The organism is Kitasatospora sp. NPDC101447, assembly GCF_044767225.1.
GTDB lineage: Bacteria > Actinomycetota > Actinomycetes > Streptomycetales > Streptomycetaceae > Kitasatospora.
The window spans coordinates 19,483-35,976 of record NZ_JBIWNL010000031.1; the positions used below are offsets into that span (position 1 = coordinate 19,483).

The 16,494-nt window shown below is 74.1% G+C and carries 11 protein-coding genes and 1 riboswitch; of the genes, 5 read left to right on the top strand and 6 right to left on the bottom strand.

Going from position 1 to position 16,494, the window contains the following annotated elements; translation table 11 throughout:
• The first annotated feature begins 32 nt into the window (after nt 1–32).
• Complete coding sequence (locus ACIRST_RS31755; RefSeq protein WP_402806428.1) at nt 33–536, top strand: DinB family protein; 504 nt, start codon at nt 33–35, stop codon at nt 534–536.
• A 31-nt stretch (nt 537–567) separates the two neighbouring features.
• Entirely contained in the window at nt 568–1,074 is a 507-nt protein-coding gene (locus ACIRST_RS31760; RefSeq protein WP_402806431.1) for a protein phosphatase, read from the top strand.
• Nucleotides 1,075–1,117: 43 nt separating this feature from the next.
• Here the strand turns inward: ACIRST_RS31760 and ACIRST_RS31765 are convergent, their stop codons facing one another.
• Nucleotides 1,118–2,647 (bottom strand): UDP-N-acetylglucosamine 1-carboxyvinyltransferase, encoded by a 1,530-nt coding sequence (locus ACIRST_RS31765; RefSeq protein ID WP_402806434.1) that lies wholly within the window; start codon nt 2,645–2,647, stop codon nt 1,118–1,120.
• Between the two features lie 146 nt (nt 2,648–2,793).
• A complete protein-coding gene (locus ACIRST_RS31770) occupies nt 2,794–3,957 on the bottom strand; it encodes a cobalt-precorrin-5B (C(1))-methyltransferase (protein WP_402806437.1) in 1,164 nt (387 codons plus the stop codon).
• A 449-nt stretch (nt 3,958–4,406) separates the two neighbouring features.
• On the opposite strand from ACIRST_RS31770, the gene ACIRST_RS31775 reads away from it, so the two are divergent.
• Complete coding sequence (locus ACIRST_RS31775; protein ID WP_350524198.1) at nt 4,407–6,146, top strand: TIGR03767 family metallophosphoesterase; 1,740 nt, start codon at nt 4,407–4,409, stop codon at nt 6,144–6,146.
• A gap of 135 nt (nt 6,147–6,281) precedes the next feature.
• Here the strand turns inward: ACIRST_RS31775 and ACIRST_RS31780 are convergent, their stop codons facing one another.
• From ACIRST_RS31780 to ACIRST_RS31790, 3 genes are read right to left on the bottom strand one after another with little or no spacing between them, the layout of a single operon-like run.
• Nucleotides 6,282–7,820, bottom strand: coding sequence for a precorrin-2 C(20)-methyltransferase (locus ACIRST_RS31780; protein ID WP_402806441.1), 1,539 nt, complete (start codon nt 7,818–7,820; stop codon nt 6,282–6,284).
• Entirely contained in the window at nt 7,817–8,443 is a 627-nt protein-coding gene (locus tag ACIRST_RS31785) for a precorrin-8X methylmutase (RefSeq protein WP_350524196.1), read from the bottom strand. Before ACIRST_RS31785 ends, ACIRST_RS31780 begins: the two co-directional genes overlap by 4 nt.
• The gene (locus ACIRST_RS31790; RefSeq protein WP_402806444.1) at nt 8,440–9,729 is read right to left on the bottom strand and encodes a hypothetical protein; all 1,290 of its coding nucleotides are present in this window, start codon (nt 9,727–9,729) and stop codon (nt 8,440–8,442) included. Before ACIRST_RS31790 ends, ACIRST_RS31785 begins: the two co-directional genes overlap by 4 nt.
• Before the next feature lie 227 nt (nt 9,730–9,956).
• A riboswitch (cobalamin riboswitch) is annotated at nt 9,957–10,042 on the top strand.
• Between the two features lie 178 nt (nt 10,043–10,220).
• On the opposite strand from ACIRST_RS31790, the gene cobN reads away from it, so the two are divergent.
• Complete coding sequence (cobN, locus tag ACIRST_RS31795) at nt 10,221–13,847, top strand: cobaltochelatase subunit CobN (RefSeq protein ID WP_402806447.1); 3,627 nt, start codon at nt 10,221–10,223, stop codon at nt 13,845–13,847.
• A gap of 183 nt (nt 13,848–14,030) precedes the next feature.
• Entirely contained in the window at nt 14,031–15,647 is a 1,617-nt protein-coding gene (gene lnt, locus ACIRST_RS31800; protein ID WP_402806450.1) for an apolipoprotein N-acyltransferase, read from the top strand.
• Here lnt and ACIRST_RS31805 read toward each other — a convergent pair.
• The gene (locus tag ACIRST_RS31805) at nt 15,623–16,387 is read right to left on the bottom strand and encodes a VOC family protein (RefSeq protein WP_350524192.1); all 765 of its coding nucleotides are present in this window, start codon (nt 16,385–16,387) and stop codon (nt 15,623–15,625) included. The genes lnt and ACIRST_RS31805 overlap by 25 nt on opposite strands.
• Nucleotides 16,388–16,494 lie beyond the last annotated feature (107 nt).

The window sequence follows — 16,494 nt, forward strand, 5'->3', positions numbered from 1 at the left end:
CGGCGGCGCCGTCCGCCCGGCAGGATGGCCCGATGAGCGACGATCAGCGCACCCGGACCCCGCAGACCGCCGACGAACGCGCCACCCTGGCAGGCTTCCTGGACTACCAGCGGGACACCCTCGCGATGAAGTGCGCCGGTCTGACGACCGAGCAGCTCCGCGCCCGGGTGCTGGAACCCTCCGGACTCTCCCTGCTCGGCCTGGTCCGGCACCTCGCCGAGGTGGAGCGCAGCTGGTTCCGCAACGTCCTCGCCGACGAGGAAGCGCCCGGCTTCTGGAAGCACCCCGACGGCTCCTTCGCCGAGTTCGACGTCGATACCGCCGACCCGGACGAGGCCTTCGCGACCTGGCGCGGCGAATGCGACCACGCCCGGGAACTCGTCGCCGCCGCCGAGTCGTTGGACGTCCTGGGCCATTACGGCGAGGAGGTCTTCTCGCTGCGCTGGATCGTCACCCACATGATCGAGGAGTACGCCCGCCACAACGGCCACGCCGACCTCCTGCGCGAACACCTCGACGGCACCACCGGCGAGTAGCGCCGGACGGGTCGGCCGAGAGGGAGCACCGGTGCGGACCCGCCAGAAAGAACGCGGCACCCCCGGACCGTCGGACCCGTGGAACGAGATCGTCCCCGGGCTCTGGATGGGCGGGCACTACTTCACCCCGCCCGGCGGCGAGCTGGAACCCGCCGTCGTCCGGCACGAGTTCGACCTGGTGGTCAGCCTGTTCACGCTGCCCGGCCACGGCCCGGCGCCGGGGGTGGAGCACGTCGTCCGGGAGGTGCCGGACGATCCGCTCTCCGCCGGCCAGCTGCTGGCGGTGCAGGAGGCGGCGGAGCTCACGACGGCGGCCGTCCGCCAGGGCCGCCGGACGCTGGTGCGCTGCCACTCGGGCTACAACCGCTCGGGCCTGGTGGTGGCGCAGGCACTGGTCGGGCTCGGCCGGGACACCGGTGAGGCGGTCCGGCTGGTGCGGGAGCGGCGTTCGCCCTGGGCACTGAACAACCCGGTGTTCACGGAGTACCTGAACACCGGGTTGGACGTGGCGATCCTGCTGACCGGGCTCAACGCGTGAGGCCGGCCGGCAGGATGGCGGTGATGACGTCGATGACTGTGCGTCAGATGTCGCGGAAGGTCTCGATCCGGGCGCCGATCGAGTTGAGGCGCTCGGCCAGGTCCTCGTAACCGCGGTTGATGACGTACACGTTGCGCAGGACGGAGGTGCCCTGGGCGGCGAGCATCGCGAGGAGGATGACCACGGCCGGGCGCAGCGCGGGCGGGCACATCATCTCGGCGGCGCGCCAGCGGGTGGGGCCCTGGACCAGCACGCGGTGCGGGTCGAGGAGCTTGACGTCCGCGCCGAGGCGGGTCAGCTCGGTGAGGTAGATCGCGCGGTTGTCGTAGACCCAGTCGTGGATCATCGTGGTGCCGTGGGCGGCCGCGGCGATGGCGGCGAAGAACGGCACGTTGTCGATGTTGATGCCGGGGAACGGCATCGGGTGGATGGTGTCGATCGGCGCGGTCAGCTTGGAGGGGCGCACCGTGAGGTCGACCAGACGGGTGTGGCCGTTGTGGGCCCGGTACTCGGGGGTGCGGTCGTAGTCGAGGCCCATGCCTTCGAGCACCGCGAGCTCGATCTCCAGGAACTCGATCGGCACCCGGCGGATCGTCAGTTCGGAGGAGGTGACGACGGCGGCGGCGAGCAGGCTCATCGCCTCCACCGGGTCCTCGGCCGGGGTGTAGTCGACGTCGCGGGTGATCTGCGGGACGCCGTGCACGGTGAGGGTGGTGGTGCCGATGCCCTCGATCCTGACGCCCAGCTCCTCCAGGAAGAAGCAGAGGTCCTGGACCATGTAGTTGGGCGAGGCGTTGCGGATGACGCTCACGCCGCCGTGGCGCGCGGCGGCCAGCAGGGCGTTCTCGGTGACGGTGTCCCCGCGCTCGGTCAGCACGATCGGGCGGTCCATCGGCACGCCCGGCTGGACCGAGGCGTGGTAGGCGCCGCCGGTGGTGGCGACCTCCAGGCCGAAGCGGCGCAGCGCGGTCAGGTGCGGCTGGACGGTGCGGGTGCCGAGGTCGCAGCCGCCCGCGTACGGGATCTCGAAGTGCTCGGCGCGGTGCATCAGCGGGCCGAGGAACATCAGCACGCTGCGGGTGCGGCGGGCGGCCTCGACGTCCATCGCGGCGAGGTCCAGCTCGGCGGGCGGGGTGAGTTCGAGGTCGCGGCCGTCGTTGATCCAGCGGCTCTTGACGCCGATGCTGGTGAGCACTTCGAGGATGCGGTAGACCTCCTCGATCCGGGCGACGCTGCGGATCGTGGTGCGACCGGTGGTCAGCAGCGAGGCACAGAGGATCGCGACGCAGGCGTTCTTGCTGCTGCGGACGTCGATCGCGCCGGAGAGCCGGGTGCCGCCGGCGACCCGCAGGTGCATCGGGCCGGAGTAGCCGAGGGAGACGATCTCGCTGTCGAGGGCTTCGCCGATGCGAGCGATCATCTCAAGGCTGACGTTCTGCTTGCCCTGTTCGATGCGGTTGACCGCGCTCTGGCTGGTGCCGAGTGCCTCTCCGAGCTGCGCCTGGGACCAGCCACGGTGCTGACGCGCGGTGCGGATGAGGGTGCCGATACGGGTGAGGTAGTCGCCTGTCACTCGCCAGACCATATCTCATGGTTGAGATGGCAACGGAACCCGAGGACGGCGTGGCGCTCCTTTTGTCCGTTTCTCTCCCTGTATGGCCGTCAGATCTTCACATCACCACGCGGCGTTGTCACGCTCCCATGACAGTCGTGACGATGTCACGGGCCCAGCGGCTCCGCCCGGCCGACGACGGTTCCGGCGCGGTCGATGCAGATGACGTCCACCGCGACGGGCGAGCCCAGCAGCACGCCGAGCGCCGTCGCCCGCGCCGCCTCGGCGACCAGGTCCCCGAGCGGGACCCCGGCCGCACGGCACAGCTGCACCGCCTCCAGACCGGTGTTGGCGGCCGCCACCGCCGCGGCCAGCGCCTCGTCCGCCCCACCGCGCCGCGCCAGTTCGGCCAGGTACCCCTTGTCCACCTGGGAGCGCGCCGAGTGCAGGTCGAGGTGGCCGGCCGCGAGCTTGGACAACTTGGCGAAGCCGCCCGCGATGGTCAGCCGGGGCACCGGGTGGCGCTTCAGGTACTTGAGCACGGCACCGGCGAAATCGCCCATGTCGAGCAGCGCGTCCTCGGGCAGCCCGTGCACCGCGACCGCGACCTTCTCCGAGGTCGAGCCGGTGCAGCCGGCCACGTGCGTGCGCCCCGCCGCCCGGGCCACGTCCACGCCGCGGCGGATGGAGTCGATCCAGGCCGAACAGGAGTAGGGGACGACGATCCCGGTGGTCCCGAGGATCGACAGGCCCCCGAGGATGCCGAGCCGCGGGTTCCAGGTCGAGCGGGCGATCTCCTCGCCGTGGTCGACGGAGATCTCGACCACCACGTCCCCGGTGCCGCCGAACTCGGCGGCCACCTCGGCGACGGCGTCCCGGATCATCTGCCGGGGCACCGGGTTGATCGCCGGCTCGCCGACGGGCAGCGGCAGGCCCGCCTTGGTGACCGTCCCCACCCCGGGACCGGCCCGGAACACCACCCCGGCGCCGGGCTCCCCGGCCCGGACGGTCGACCGGATCAGCGCGCCGTGCGTGACGTCGGGATCGTCACCGGCGTCCTTGACCACCCCGGCCGTGGCGTGGGGCCGCCCGTCCGTCCCCAGCTCCTCGGCGGCGAGGGCGAAGGAGGGCTGCTGGCCCTTGGGCAGGGTGACGGCCACGGGGTCGGGGAACTCGCCGGTGAGCAGCGCGGTGTACGCGGCCTTGGTGGCGGCGGTGGCGCAGGCACCCGTCGTCCAGCCGTGCCGCAGGCCGCTGCTCTTCAGCTGGCCGGCCCGGCCGCCCGCCCCGGCCCCCGCCTGGGCTCCGCCATCGGCTCCCGCTGCGGCCACCTGCGCCTCGCTTCCGACGGCGCCCCGCGCCGTCCCGTCTTCCCGGGCGGCCACCTCGGCCGCCGCCGCCGATTTTCCCCCACTCGCCCGGGCGGGGCCCGACCGGGGTGACCGGCGGTGACCGACGGCGGGCCGTAGCAGGCGGCGGGCGGTGACCGACGGCGGGCCGTAGCAGGCGGCGGGCGGTGCCCGGCGGCGGGCCGTAGCGGGCGGAGCGCAAGTGGCGGCCGGAGCGCGAGCGGCGGCACGGGCCGCCGGGGAGCCGTGTGCGACTTGCGGAGGAGTCCTTCCGATCCGTTCCCGAAGAGTTCTCTGCACGGGTCTCGTCCCGCGGCCTACCAGTGAGTAATCTGGCCGTCCGTTAGATACGGGTTCATGACACGTCGGTCCGGTGCACGGGTTGTCCGCCCTACCGGGCCATCACTATGTGGGGGTTTTCTGTGGCAGGGATGAGTCGGCGTACGTTCCTCACCGGTACGTCGGTGGCCGCAGCGTGGTCGGCCTTGTCGCTCGGCGGCGCACAGTTCGCCTCGGCCGCGGTACGCGACCAGGCGCTGGCGGCCACGGCCGCGCGGGCGGTCAGAGTCACCGGGACCACCCTGGAGCAGGTGGCCACGCCGGTCGGGACCGGCGGCTACAAGCGGCTGACGGCCGGTCCGGGCTGGCCGCTGGTGGTGCGCGGCGACCTGGCGGCGGCGGGCTCCGGCCGGGACGACCGCCGCACCGGCCTCGCCAGCTTCGTCCAGTTCAGCGACCTGCACCTGGTGGACACCGAGTCCCCGGTGCGCTTCGAGTACCTGGCCCGGTTCAACGGCAGCGCCTACCGGCCGCAGGAGGCCCTGAACGCCCGCGGTGTGTCGGCCCTCGTCGAGCGGGTCAACTCGCTCGCCGGCGGCCCCTACACCGGGATGCCGTTCAGCATGGTGATGGCCACCGGCGACAACACCGACAACCACGAACTGGCCGAGCTCGACTGGTACCTCAAGGTCATGGGTGGTGGCCGACTGGCCCAGAACACCGGCGACCCGAACCGCTACGAGGGCGTGCAGAACTCCGGCAACGCGGCCTACTGGAACCCCGAACTCGCCTACAGCGACGGCTACAAGGCCAAGGGCTTCCCGCAGGTGCCGGGCTTCCTCTCCGCCGCCGGGCGCCCCTTCGATGCGCCGGGCCTGCGTACGCCCTGGTACACGACGGTCGGCAACCACGACGACAGCATCGAGGGCACCCTGCCGGACCTCGGACTGCTCAACGACCTCTACACCGGCCAGTACAAGCTGGAGGGCTGCGACGACGCCACGGCCGCCCAGCTGATGGACTCGCTGCGCCGCGACCCGGCGGGTGCCGTGCTGCTGCTCGCCAAGCTGATCGCCAACGGCGAGGCGGTGCGCCGGATCACCCCCGACGAGCGCCGGAAGCCGTTCACGCTCAAGGAGTTCGCCAAGGCCCACCTGGACCCGGCCGCCACCGGCGCGGGCCCGTACGGGCACGGCTTCACCTCGGACATGGTGGGCAGCGGCAAGCTCTACTACACCTTCCGCATCTCGGAGAAGGTGGTCGGCATCAGCCTGGACACCACCAACCAGGCCGGGTTCGCCGACGGTTCGCTGGGCACCGCGCAACTGCGGTGGCTGGAGCAGCAGTTGAAGGCGCACAGCGGGCACTGGTACGACACCAACGGGAACCGGGTGACGGGTGGCAGCACGGACGACCTGATCCTGGTCTTCAGCCACCACACCAGCACCAGCATGGGCAACCTGCTGCCGGACCCGCGGAACATCTTCGAGAAGCGGCACGACGGCAACGAGCTGGTGGCGCTGCTGCAGCGCTACCCGAACGTGGTCGGGTGGGTGAACGGGCACACCCACATGAACAAGATCACGCCGCACGGCCACGCGGTGCCGGAGCGGGCGTTCTGGGAGATCAACACCGCCTCGCACATCGACTACCCGCAGCACGGCCGGATCATCGAGGTCGTGGACAACGGGGACGCCACGATCTCGCTGTTCACCACGCTGATCGAGTCCTCCGCGCCGTACGGCACGGACTTCGGCAGCACCTCGGACGCCAACCTCGCGGCGCTCTACCGCGAGCTGTCGTACAACGACCCGAACGGGCGGGTGACGTCGCTGCTGGGCTCGGGCGAGGACCACAACACGGAGCTGCTGCTCGCCAAGCCGACCCGCTGACGGCCGACGGCTGACGGCTGACGGCTGACGGCTGACGGCTGACGGCTGACAACGCGCGGCTGACGGCTGACGGAAAACAGATGACAGCTGACAGATGATGAAATCTGTCAGCTGTCATCCGTCAGTCGATCGCCGTCACTCCGCCGCGGGGCCCTCGGCCTCCGGGTACCGCCGGGGCGTCCAGACGACCTCCACGCCGCCGCCGCGCTCGACCGCCCGGGTCTGCGAGGAGCCGATCAGCAGGATCGTCCGCATGTCGACCAGCGCCGGGTCCAGCTCGCCGAGCCGGACGATCCGCACCCGCTCGGTCGGCCCGCCGACGTCGCGGGCCATCACCACCGGCGTCTCCGGCGCCCGGTACTCCAGCAGCAGGTCCCGGGCGAGGCCGACCTGGGTCGTACGGGACTGCGAGCCCGGGTTGTACAGCGCGAGCACCAGGTCCGCCTCGGCGGCGGCGCGCAGCCGCTTGGCCACCACGTCCCAGGGCTTGAGCCGGTCCGAGAGCGACACCGTCGCATAGTCGTGCCCGAGCGGGGCGCCGGCCCGGGAGGCGGCCGCGTGGGCGGCGGTCATCCCCGGCAGGACCCGCACCGGTACGTCCCGGTAGGCCTCCTCGCAGGCGACCTCCAGCACGGCGGTGGCCATCGCGAACACGCCCGGGTCGCCCGAGGAGACCACCGCGACCCGGTGCCCGCGCCGCGCGAGGTCCAGCGCGTACTCGGCGCGCTCCGACTCCACCTTGTTGTCCGAGCCGTGCCGGAGCTGCCCCGGGCGCTCCGGCACCCGGGCCAGGTAGGTGGTGTAGCCGACCAGGTCGGTGGCCTCGGCCAGCGCGCCGCGCGCCTCGGGGGTGAGCCAGAGCGGTCCGGCCGGCCCGGTGCCGACGACGGTCACGCTGCCGGTGCCCTCCGACAGCCGGACCTCGGGCTCCAGCGGCGCGACCTTGCTCGGCAGCACCGCGACCGAGAAGTACGGCACCGTCTCCTCGTCGACCTCCGCGAGCGGCGCGATGCGCTCCCCCGCCATGAAGGCCCGCTCGACGTACTGGGCGTCCGCCAGCCGCCCCGCCCGCTCCAGGGCCCGGCGGACGGTCGGGAAGGTGCGCCCCAGCTTCATGATCACGGCGGAGTCGGCCGACGCGATCCGCGCCGTCAGCTCCTCCTCGGGCAGCGTGCCCGGGATGACGGTGAGCGTCTCCTCGGCCTCGGTCAGCGGCTGTCCGAGCCGGGCCGCCGCGGCGCTGACCGAGGTCACGCCGGGCACGACCTCGGTCGGGTAGCGGTGCGCGAGCCGCTTGTGCATGTGCTGGTAGGAGCCGTAGAAGAGCGGGTCGCCCTCGGCGAGGACGACAACGTCGCGGCCGGCGTCCAGGTGGGCGGCCAGCCGGGCGGCGGCCTCCTCGTAGAAGTCGTCGAGCGCTCCCCGGTAGCCGCCGGGGTGGTCGGTGGTCTCGACGGTGAGCGGGTAGACCAGCTTCTCCTCGATCTGGCCACCCGTCAGATAGCGCTCGGCGATCGAGCGCGCGATGGACCGGCCGTGGCGGGCACTGTGGTACGCCACCACGTCGGCCTTGCCGATGAGTTCGGCGGCGCGGACGGTCACCAGCGACGGGTCGCCCGGGCCGAGCCCGACACCGTACAGCCGTCCGACCGAGGCGTTCTGATGCTCCGTCACTCTTCCTCGCTCGCAATCGCGTTGACGGCGGCGGCGGCGATCGCGCTGCCACCGCGCCGGCCGCGCACCACCATGTGCTCCAGGCCGGAGGGGTGCTCGGCCAGGGCCTGCTTGGACTCGGCGGCACCGATGAAGCCGACCGGGACGCCGATCACCGCGGCCGGGCGCGGCGCGCCCGCCTCGATCATCTCCAGCAGCCGGAACAGCGAGGTCGGCGCGTTGCCGACGGCGACCACCGCACCCTCCAGCCGGGGCAGCCACAGCTCCATGGCCGCGGCGCTGCGGGTGTTGCCCATCTTCCGGGCGAGCTCGGGCACCGACGGGTCGGTGAGGGTGCAGATCACCTCATTGTCGGCGGGCAGCCGCTTGCGGGTCACCCCGCTCGCGACCATGTTGACGTCGCAGAGGATCGGCGCACCGGCGTGCAGCGCGGCGCGCGCGGAGGCGACCACGCCGGGCGAGTACACCAGGTCCTCGACCAGGTCGACCATCCCGCAGGCGTGGATCATCCGCACCGCGACCTGGGAGACGTCCGCCGGGAGGGCGGCCAGATCGGCCTCCGCGCGGATGGTGGCAAAGGACTGGCGGTAGATGGACGCGCCGTCCTTCTCGTACTCGATCACTTCGTGGTCCTCCTGGCCTCGGCGACCGCCTCGGCCATCTCCTCGTTCGTCACCTCGGCGGCCGTGGGGGCAGCCGCCGGTCCGTTCACCGTCACCCGGTAGCCGTGCCCCGTGGCGAGCACGTCCACCCACCGCCCGGCCGGGTGGCCGCAGCGCCGTTCACAGCCCGACCAGTGGACGGGCAGCGCGTCGTGGCCCCCGTCACCGGCCGCGGACCGGGGGTCGGTGTCCAGCGCCCGGGCCGCGTCCGAGCGGACGTCGGCGAGCGACTTGGCGCACCCCGGCAGCCCGGTGCAGGCGGTGGCCCGCTCCCAGGGCGAGCCCGGTTCGGTACGGAAACCGGCCCCGGCGAGCGCGGGCAGCAGGTCGGCGGAGGCGCCGGGCACGACCGCACCGCGCCAGGGCGTCAGCCGCAGCTCACCGGCCGAAGCCGTCGCGGCGGCGACCAGCGCCCGCCACTGAGCGGCGCTCGCCCGGCCGAAGCGCAGGCCCACCGAGAGCCCGCCGGGAAGCGCGCCCACGGCGGGCGCCGCACCGGCGAAGGCGGGCAGCGGCACCGAGCCGGCGGGCAGCAACTCGGGGACCTCGCGCAGGTGCCAGGCCTTGCGGCCGCTCGTCCGCAGCGCGTCCAGGAAGGAGCGGGCCGCGTCCAGCACGGCCGTCACCTCCTGCCCGGCCTCGACCGGGTGCCCGTGGCCCGCGCGCCCGAGGCGCAGCAGGGCGGGCCGGTCGCGGTCCGCGGCGGCGGCCCCCGAGCCTGCGATCAATGTCACATCGGCGTCGAGCGCGGCGACGTCGCCCCGCCCGTCGTCCAGCGCGAACAGGAACTTGCCGGAGAGCCCGGCCGCCCAGTCGCTCGCGCACAGCCGCGCGTCCAGTTCCCGTACCCAGGCCCGGACATCGGCCGAGTCCGTGCCGTCCAGCCCCGCCAGCGGCGAGGCGACGATGTTGCGGACCCGCTCGTGGGTGTCCGAGGGCAGCAGACCGACGGCGCGCAGCCGCTCCGCGAGGTCCGCCGCGCACTGCGGTGCCAGGCCGCGCAGCTGGACGTTGCCGCGCGAGGTGGTCTCCAACTCCCCGTCGCCCAGGGCCTCGGCGGCCTCGGCCAGGGCGAGCGCCTGACGGTCCGTCAGCAGGCCTCCGGGCAGGCGGATCCGGGCCAGGGCGCCGTCGTCGGCCTGGTGCAGACGCAGCGCTCCGGGGCAGGCGTCCCCGCGCCCCCGGTCGGGCACCTCCCGGTCGGGCACGGCGGCGCCCGGCGCGGTGGCGTCGGGTGTCGGTGGCATGGCGGCGAGCATACAGATGATCCGATCGCTTGCCTCCGTCCGCTGCATCACACTCCGGCGCACCCGCCGCGTACGCCGGGCGGCCGGTCCGCACGACGGACAGCCGTGCGCCGGGCGGTCCAGAGCCCGCGACCGAAAGCTCACTCTCCCCCAGGTCAGCCGTACCCCGTACGATGCTGGGCGGACGGTCCGGCGGACCGTCCGCACACGCCAGCGACGGCGCAGGGGAGGAAACCGGTGCAAGCCCGGTGCGGTCCCGCCACTGTGACCGCGGTTCACCGGGAAACCGGTCGGCCGCGGGAGCCAGGAACTCCTGCCGTCCTCCACCGGCCCGGGGCGCGGACCCCGAGGAAGGCAGAAATGCACCAGCGCTGTCGCATGCCCGCACACGCGTCCACGGCCGTCCCCACGGCCACTCCGGCTCACTTCACGGCCGTCCCGGCCCATTTCACGGCCGTCCCGGCCACCGACGAGGCCGGGAGGGCCTTCGCATGATCCTGCTGCTGTCGACGTCCGACACCGACCTGCTCAGCGCCCGTGCCGCCGAGGGGCCGGTGCGTTACCGGCTCGGCAACCCGGCCCGGCTGACCCCCGAGGACCTGCCCGCGCTGCTGGAGGGCACCGACCTCGTCGTGGTCCGCCTGCTCGGCGGACGCCGCGCCTGGCAGGAGGGCCTGGACGCACTGCTGGCCGGCCCCCGCCCGGTCGTGGTGCTGACCGGTGAGCAGGCCCCCGACGCCCAGCTGATGGAGCTGTCCACCGTCCCGGCCGGCATCGCCGCCGAGGCGCACGCCTACCTCGCCCACGGCGGCGCGGCCAACCTGGCCGACCTGGCCTCGTTCCTCTCCGACACCGTGCTGCTGACCGGCCACGGCTTCGCCCCGCCCGCCCCCGCCCCGGCCTGGGGCCCGCTGGAGCGCGAAGCCCGTACCGGCGAGGGCCCGACGGTCGCGGTGCTCTACTACCGCGCCCACCACATGAGCGGCAACACCGCCTTCGTCGAGACGCTCTGCCGGGCGATCGAGGACCAGGGCGCCCGCGCCCGGGCCTACTACTGCGCCTCGCTGCGCGGCGCCGAGCCCGAGCTGCTGGCCGCGCTCGGCGAGGCCGACGCGATCGTCACCACCGTGCTCGCCGCCGGCGGCACCCGCCCGGCCGACGCACAGGCCGGCGGCGACGAGGAGGCCTGGGACGCCGGCGCGCTCGCCGCCCTGGACCGCCCGATCCTGCAGGCGCTCTGCCTGACCTGGTCGCGCGCCCAGTGGGAGGCCAGCGACGACGGCCTGTCCCCGCTGGACACCGCCACCCAGATCGCGGTGCCGGAGTTCGACGGCCGCCTGATCAGCGTCCCGTTCTCCTTCAAGGAGCTGGACGAGGACGGCCTGACGGTCTACGCCGCCGACCCGGAGCGCGCCGCCCGCGTCGCCGGCACCGCCGTCAGCCACGCCCGGCTGCGGTACGTCCCGGCCGCCGAGCGCCGCCTCGCGCTGGTGCTGTCCGCGTACCCGACCAAGCACGCCCGGGTCGGCAACGCCGTCGGCCTGGACACCCCGGCCAGCGCCGTCCGCCTGCTGGAGCGGCTGCGCGAGGAGGGCATGGACCTCGGGCACGACCTGCCCGGCTTCGACGGCACCGAGGACGAGGGGCACGAGGGCGACGCGATCATCCACGCCCTGATCGCGGCTGGCGGCTACGACCAGGACTGGCTCACCGAGGACCAGCTGGCCCGCAACCCGGTGCGCATCCCCGCCGCCGACTACCGCCGCTGGTACGCCACCCTCCCGCAGGCCCTGCGCGAGCAGGTCGAGGAGCACTGGGGCCCGGCCCCCGGCGAGCTGTACGTCGACCGCTCGCAGAACCCGGACGGCGACATCGTGCTGGCCGCGATCCGCTCCGGGAACCTGCTGGTCCTGATCCAGCCGCCGCGCGGCTTCGGCGAGAACCCGGTCGCCATCTACCACGACCCCGACCTGCCGCCGAGCCACCACTACCTGGCCGCCTACCGCTGGATCGAGGCCGCGCAGGAGGACGGCGGCTTCGGCGCCCACGCCGTGATCCACCTCGGCAAGCACGGCAACCTGGAGTGGCTGCCCGGCAAGACCGCCGCGCTGTCCGCCGAGTGCGGCCCGGACGCCGTCCTCGGCAACCTCCCGCTGGTCTACCCCTTCCTGGTCAACGACCCGGGCGAGGGCACCCAGGCCAAGCGCCGCGCCCACGCCACCCTGGTCGACCACCTCGTCCCGCCGATGGCCCGCGCCGACTCCTACGGCGACATCGCGCGCCTGGAGCAGCTGCTGGACGAGCACTCCAACATCGCCGCGATGGACCCGGCCAAGCTGCCCGCCATCCGCGCCCAGATCTGGACCCTCATCCAGGCGGCCAAGCTCGACCACGACCTCGGCCTGGACGAGCGCCCCGAGGACGACGGCTTCGACGACTTCCTGCTGCACGTCGACGGCTGGCTCTGCGAGGTCAAGGACGCCCAGATCCGCGACGGCCTGCACGTCCTCGGCCAGGCGCCGTCCGGCACCGACCGCGTCAACATCGTGCTCGCCATCCTGCGCGCCCGGCAGATCTGGGGCGGCGTCAGCGCCCTGCCCGGCCTGCGCGAGGCGCTCGGCCTGGACGAGGCGGCGCTGACCCTCGGCGCCACCGACGCGGCCGAGGCCAGGGCCCGCGCCCTGGTCGAGGCCATGGAGGCGCAGGACTGGGCGCCCGAGGCGGTCGAGAAGGTCACCGCCGAGCTGCCGGAGACCGTCCGGGAGGCCGTCCACGAGGTGCTGACCTTCGCCGCCACCCAGGTGGTGCCGCGCCTGGCCGCCACCACCGACGAGCTGGACGCCGTGCTGCACGCGCTGCAGGGCGGCTTCGTCCCGGCCGGCCCGTCCGGCTCGCCGCTGCGCGGCCTGGTCAACGTGCTGCCGACGGGCCGCAACTTCTACTCCGTCGACCCCAAGGCCGTCCCCAGCAAGCTCGCCTGGGAGACCGGCCAGGCGCTCGCCTCCTCGCTGGTCGAGCGGTACACCGCCGACAACGACGGCGCGTACCCGCCCTCGGTCGGGCTCTCGCTGTGGGGCACCAGCGCGATGCGCACCGCCGGCGACGACATCGCCGAGGCCTTCGCCCTGCTCGGCGTCCGCCCGGTCTGGGACGACGCCTCCCGCCGGGTCACCGGCCTGGAGCCGATCCCGCTGGAGGAGCTGGGCCGCCCGCGCATCGACGTGACGCTGCGCATCTCCGGGTTCTTCCGCGACGCCTTCCCGCACGTGGTCGCCCTGCTGGACGACGCGGTGCGCCTGGCCGCCGCCCAGGAGGAGGCCGACTCGGACAACTTCGTCCGGGCCCACGTCCAGGCCGACCTGGCGGTGCACGGCGACGAGCGAAAGGCCACCGTCCGCGTCTTCGGCTCCCGCCCGGGCACGTACGGGGCCGGCCTGCTCCAGCTGATCGACAGCCGCGACTGGCGCACCGACGCCGACCTCGCCGAGGTGTACACGGTGTGGGGCGGCTACGCGTACGGGCGCGGGCTGGACGGGCGGCCGGCCCGCGAGGAGATGGAGACCGCGTACAAGCGGATCACCGTCGCCGCGAAGAACACCGACACCCGCGAGCACGACATCGCCGACTCGGACGACTACTTCCAGTACCACGGCGGCATGGTGGCCACCGTCCGCGCGCTCACCGGCAAGGCGCCGACCGCGTACATCGGCGACTCCACCCGCCCGGAGACGGTCCGCACCCGGACGCTGACCGAGGAGGCCGCCCGCGTCTTCCGCGCCCGCGTGGTCAACCCGCGCTGGATCGAGGCGATGCGCCGGCACGGCTACAAGGGCGCCTTCGAGATGGCCGCGACGGTCGACTACCTGTTCGGCTACGACGCCACCACGGGCGTGGTCGCGGACTGGATGTACGAGAAGCTGACCCAGGAGTACGTGCTCGACCCGGTCAACCGGGAGTTCCTCGCGGGCGCCAACCCGTGGGCGCTGCACGGGATCAGCGAGCGCCTGCTGGAGGCGGCGAGCCGCGGGCTGTGGGAGCAGCCGGACCCGGAGCTGATCGCGCAGCTGCAGGCCGCGTTCCTGGAGACCGAGGGGGACCTGGAGGGCGACGAGGGCTGAGGCCTCCCGGGCGGTCTCCCGGACGGTCCCCGGCCTCCCGGTCTCGCGGACGGTCCCCGGCCTCCCGGGCGGTCCCTCGGCCGTCCGGGAGGCGGGGCGGCAGCTCGCTGACGGTGTTCCCGTCGTCCATTCGGGTGAGGGGAACACTGGTGGCGCACGCCGTCCGAGCGGACAATACGGGGCATGCCGCGCCGCACCGGTCCCACCAGCCCAGACCTGAGCACGACCCCCGCCGACGAAGCCCGGGAAGCGGAGGAACACGAGCCGCCCGCGCCACACCGCTACCGGGCGCGGCTCGGGGCGCTCGCGGCCGGGGCGGTACCGGTGCTCGCGTTCCCGGCGCCGGGGCAGGCCTGGCTGGCGTGGATCGCGCTCGTCCCCGGGCTGCTCCTGATGCAGCGGGCGCCCGGGGGCCGGGAGGCGGCGGTGCGCGGCTGGTGGTTCGGAGCGGGGTTCATCCTGACCGCGATGTACTGGCTGGTGCCGTCCATCGGGCCCGGACTCCCGGTGCTCGCGGTGCTGTTCGGGGCGCTGCAGGGCGCCGTCGGGTACACCGTGCACCGGCTGCTGCACCCGCCGCTGACCGCCCGTCGGGCCCTGCTCGCGCTGGTGGTCGTCCCGGCGGTCTGGGTGTCCGCCGAGTACGGGCGGTCCTGGCCGGCGCTGGGCGGGCCGTGGGCCCTGCTCGGCGCCACCCAGTGGCAGCACCCGGCGATCCTCGGGCTGGCCTCGGCGGGCGGGATCTGGCTGGTCAGCGCGGCGGTGGCGGCGGTGAACACCGGGGTACTGATCGCGCTCACCGCGGTGCACTGGCGACCGCGGGCCGTCGCGGCCTCGGCGGCGGTACTGGTGGTGGCCTCCGGTCCGCTGCTGTTCGCGCTGCGCGAGGCGCCCGCCGGGGCCGGGGCCGTCACGGTCGCGCTCGTCCAGCCCGGCGTCGTGGAGGACCCGCAGGCCCGCTTCGACGCGAGCGCGCGGGCCACCGCCGCACTGGTCGGACAGCCGGTGGACCTGGTGGTGTGGGGCGAGAGCAGCACCACGGCCGACCTGGACCACGACCCGGCCGCGCTGGACACGCTGCGCGGCCTCGCCGCGACCACCGGCGCCCGGGTCATCGCCGGGGAGGACGCGCGCAAGGCGGACGGGCGGATCTCCAAGGACGCGGTGCTGGTCTCCCCGGCCGGCGTGGTGGACCGCTACCGCAAGATCCGGCTGGTGCCGTTCGGCGAGTACATCCCGCTGCGGCCGGTGCTCGGCTGGGTCGCCGGGGTCAGCCGCGCGGCGGGCGAGAACCGGGCGCCCGGCACCGCGTTCCACCTGCTGCCGGCCACCGACCGGACGGGCGCTCCGCTGCCGGTCGGGGCGCTGATCTGCTTCGAGTCGACCTTCCCCGACATGGCCCGCACCGCCGCGCGGGACGGCGCCCGGGTGCTCGTCTACCAGTCCTCGACCTCGACCTTCCAGCAGACCTGGGCGCCCGAGCAGCACGTCTCGCTGGCGGCGATCCGGGCGGCGGAAACCGGGCGGCCGGCCGTCCAGGCCTCGCTGACCGGGGTCTCGGCGGCCTTCGACGCGCAGGGCCGGGAACTGGCCCGGCTCGGCACCGACGGCACCGGCGCGCTGACCGTCCGGCTGCCGCTCACCGAGCCCGCCACGATGACCTGGTACGACCGCGTCGGCGACGTGGTGCCGGCCGGGGCGCTGCTGATCACGGCGGGGGCGGCGGTGACGACGGTGGCGGCGCGACGGCGCCCGCGCACGGAGCCGCGCCCGGCTCAGCCCTCCGTCGGGGGCCGGTAGACGCCGAAGGCAGCGCCCTGCGGGTCGCGCAGCACGGCGATCCGCCGGCCGCCCGGCATGGAGTAGGCGGGCATCAGCACGTCCCCGCCGAGGGCCACCGCCCGGTCGACGGTGTTGTCCACGTCGGCGACCGAGAAGTACGGCAGCCAGTGCGGCGGCACCTCCGGCGGGAAGGCGTCGCCCATCACCAGCATGCCGCCGAAGTCCTCACCGGCCAGGCCCCACTGGGTGTAGTGCTCGGAGGGGGCGACGGACCAGCCGAAGACCGCCGGGTAGAAGGCGACCGCGCCGTCCCGGTCCCGGGTGAGGAGCTCCACCCAGCCGAGCGAGCCGGGCTCGTTGAACACCCCGGCGCCCTTGAAGGAGCGGGCCTGCCAGAGCAGGAAGACCGCGTGGGAGCGGTCGGCGGCCACCGCGAAGCGGCCGCGGTCGAGGACGTCGGCGGGCGCCTTGAGGAGGGTGCCGCCGGCGCTCTCGACCCTGGCCGCGGTGGCGTCGGCGTCGGCCACGGCGAAGCAGACCGACCAGGCCGTCGGCTGCTGCGGCGCGTAGCGCGGGGTGATCGCGGCGACCGGGGTGTCCTTGAGGAGCATCTGGACGTAGTCGCCGTCCTCGGGCCGTTCGCCGTCGTCCTCCCGCCAGCCGAACAGCTCGCGGTAGAAGGCCCGGGCGGCGGTGGGGTCGGAGGTGCCCAGCTCGACCCAGCAGGGGCCGTCGGTGGTCACGGAGGTCTGCTTCATGGCGTCGGTTCTCCAGCTCGTTCTCGGCCCCCGGCCCTCCCCGCCCAGGATGCGGGGCAGGAGGGCCGGGGGCGGGCGCTGGTGGGCCGAACGGGGCGGGGCGGGAG

Excerpts from the sequence above, each read along its gene's own strand:
- ACIRST_RS31755 (WP_402806428.1), top strand. The coding sequence starts at position 33 with ATGAGCGACGATCAGCGCACCCGGACCCCGCAGACCGCCGACGAACGC.
- ACIRST_RS31775 (WP_350524198.1), top strand. The coding sequence starts at position 4,407 with ATGAGTCGGCGTACGTTCCTCACCGGTACGTCGGTGGCCGCAGCGTGG.
- ACIRST_RS31790 (WP_402806444.1), bottom strand. The coding sequence starts at position 9,729 with ATGCCACCGACACCCGACGCCACCGCGCCGGGCGCCGCCGTGCCCGAC.
- cobN (WP_402806447.1), top strand. The coding sequence starts at position 10,221 with ATGATCCTGCTGCTGTCGACGTCCGACACCGACCTGCTCAGCGCCCGT.
- lnt (WP_402806450.1), top strand. The coding sequence starts at position 14,031 with ATGCCGCGCCGCACCGGTCCCACCAGCCCAGACCTGAGCACGACCCCC.
- ACIRST_RS31805 (WP_350524192.1), bottom strand. The coding sequence starts at position 16,387 with ATGAAGCAGACCTCCGTGACCACCGACGGCCCCTGCTGGGTCGAGCTG.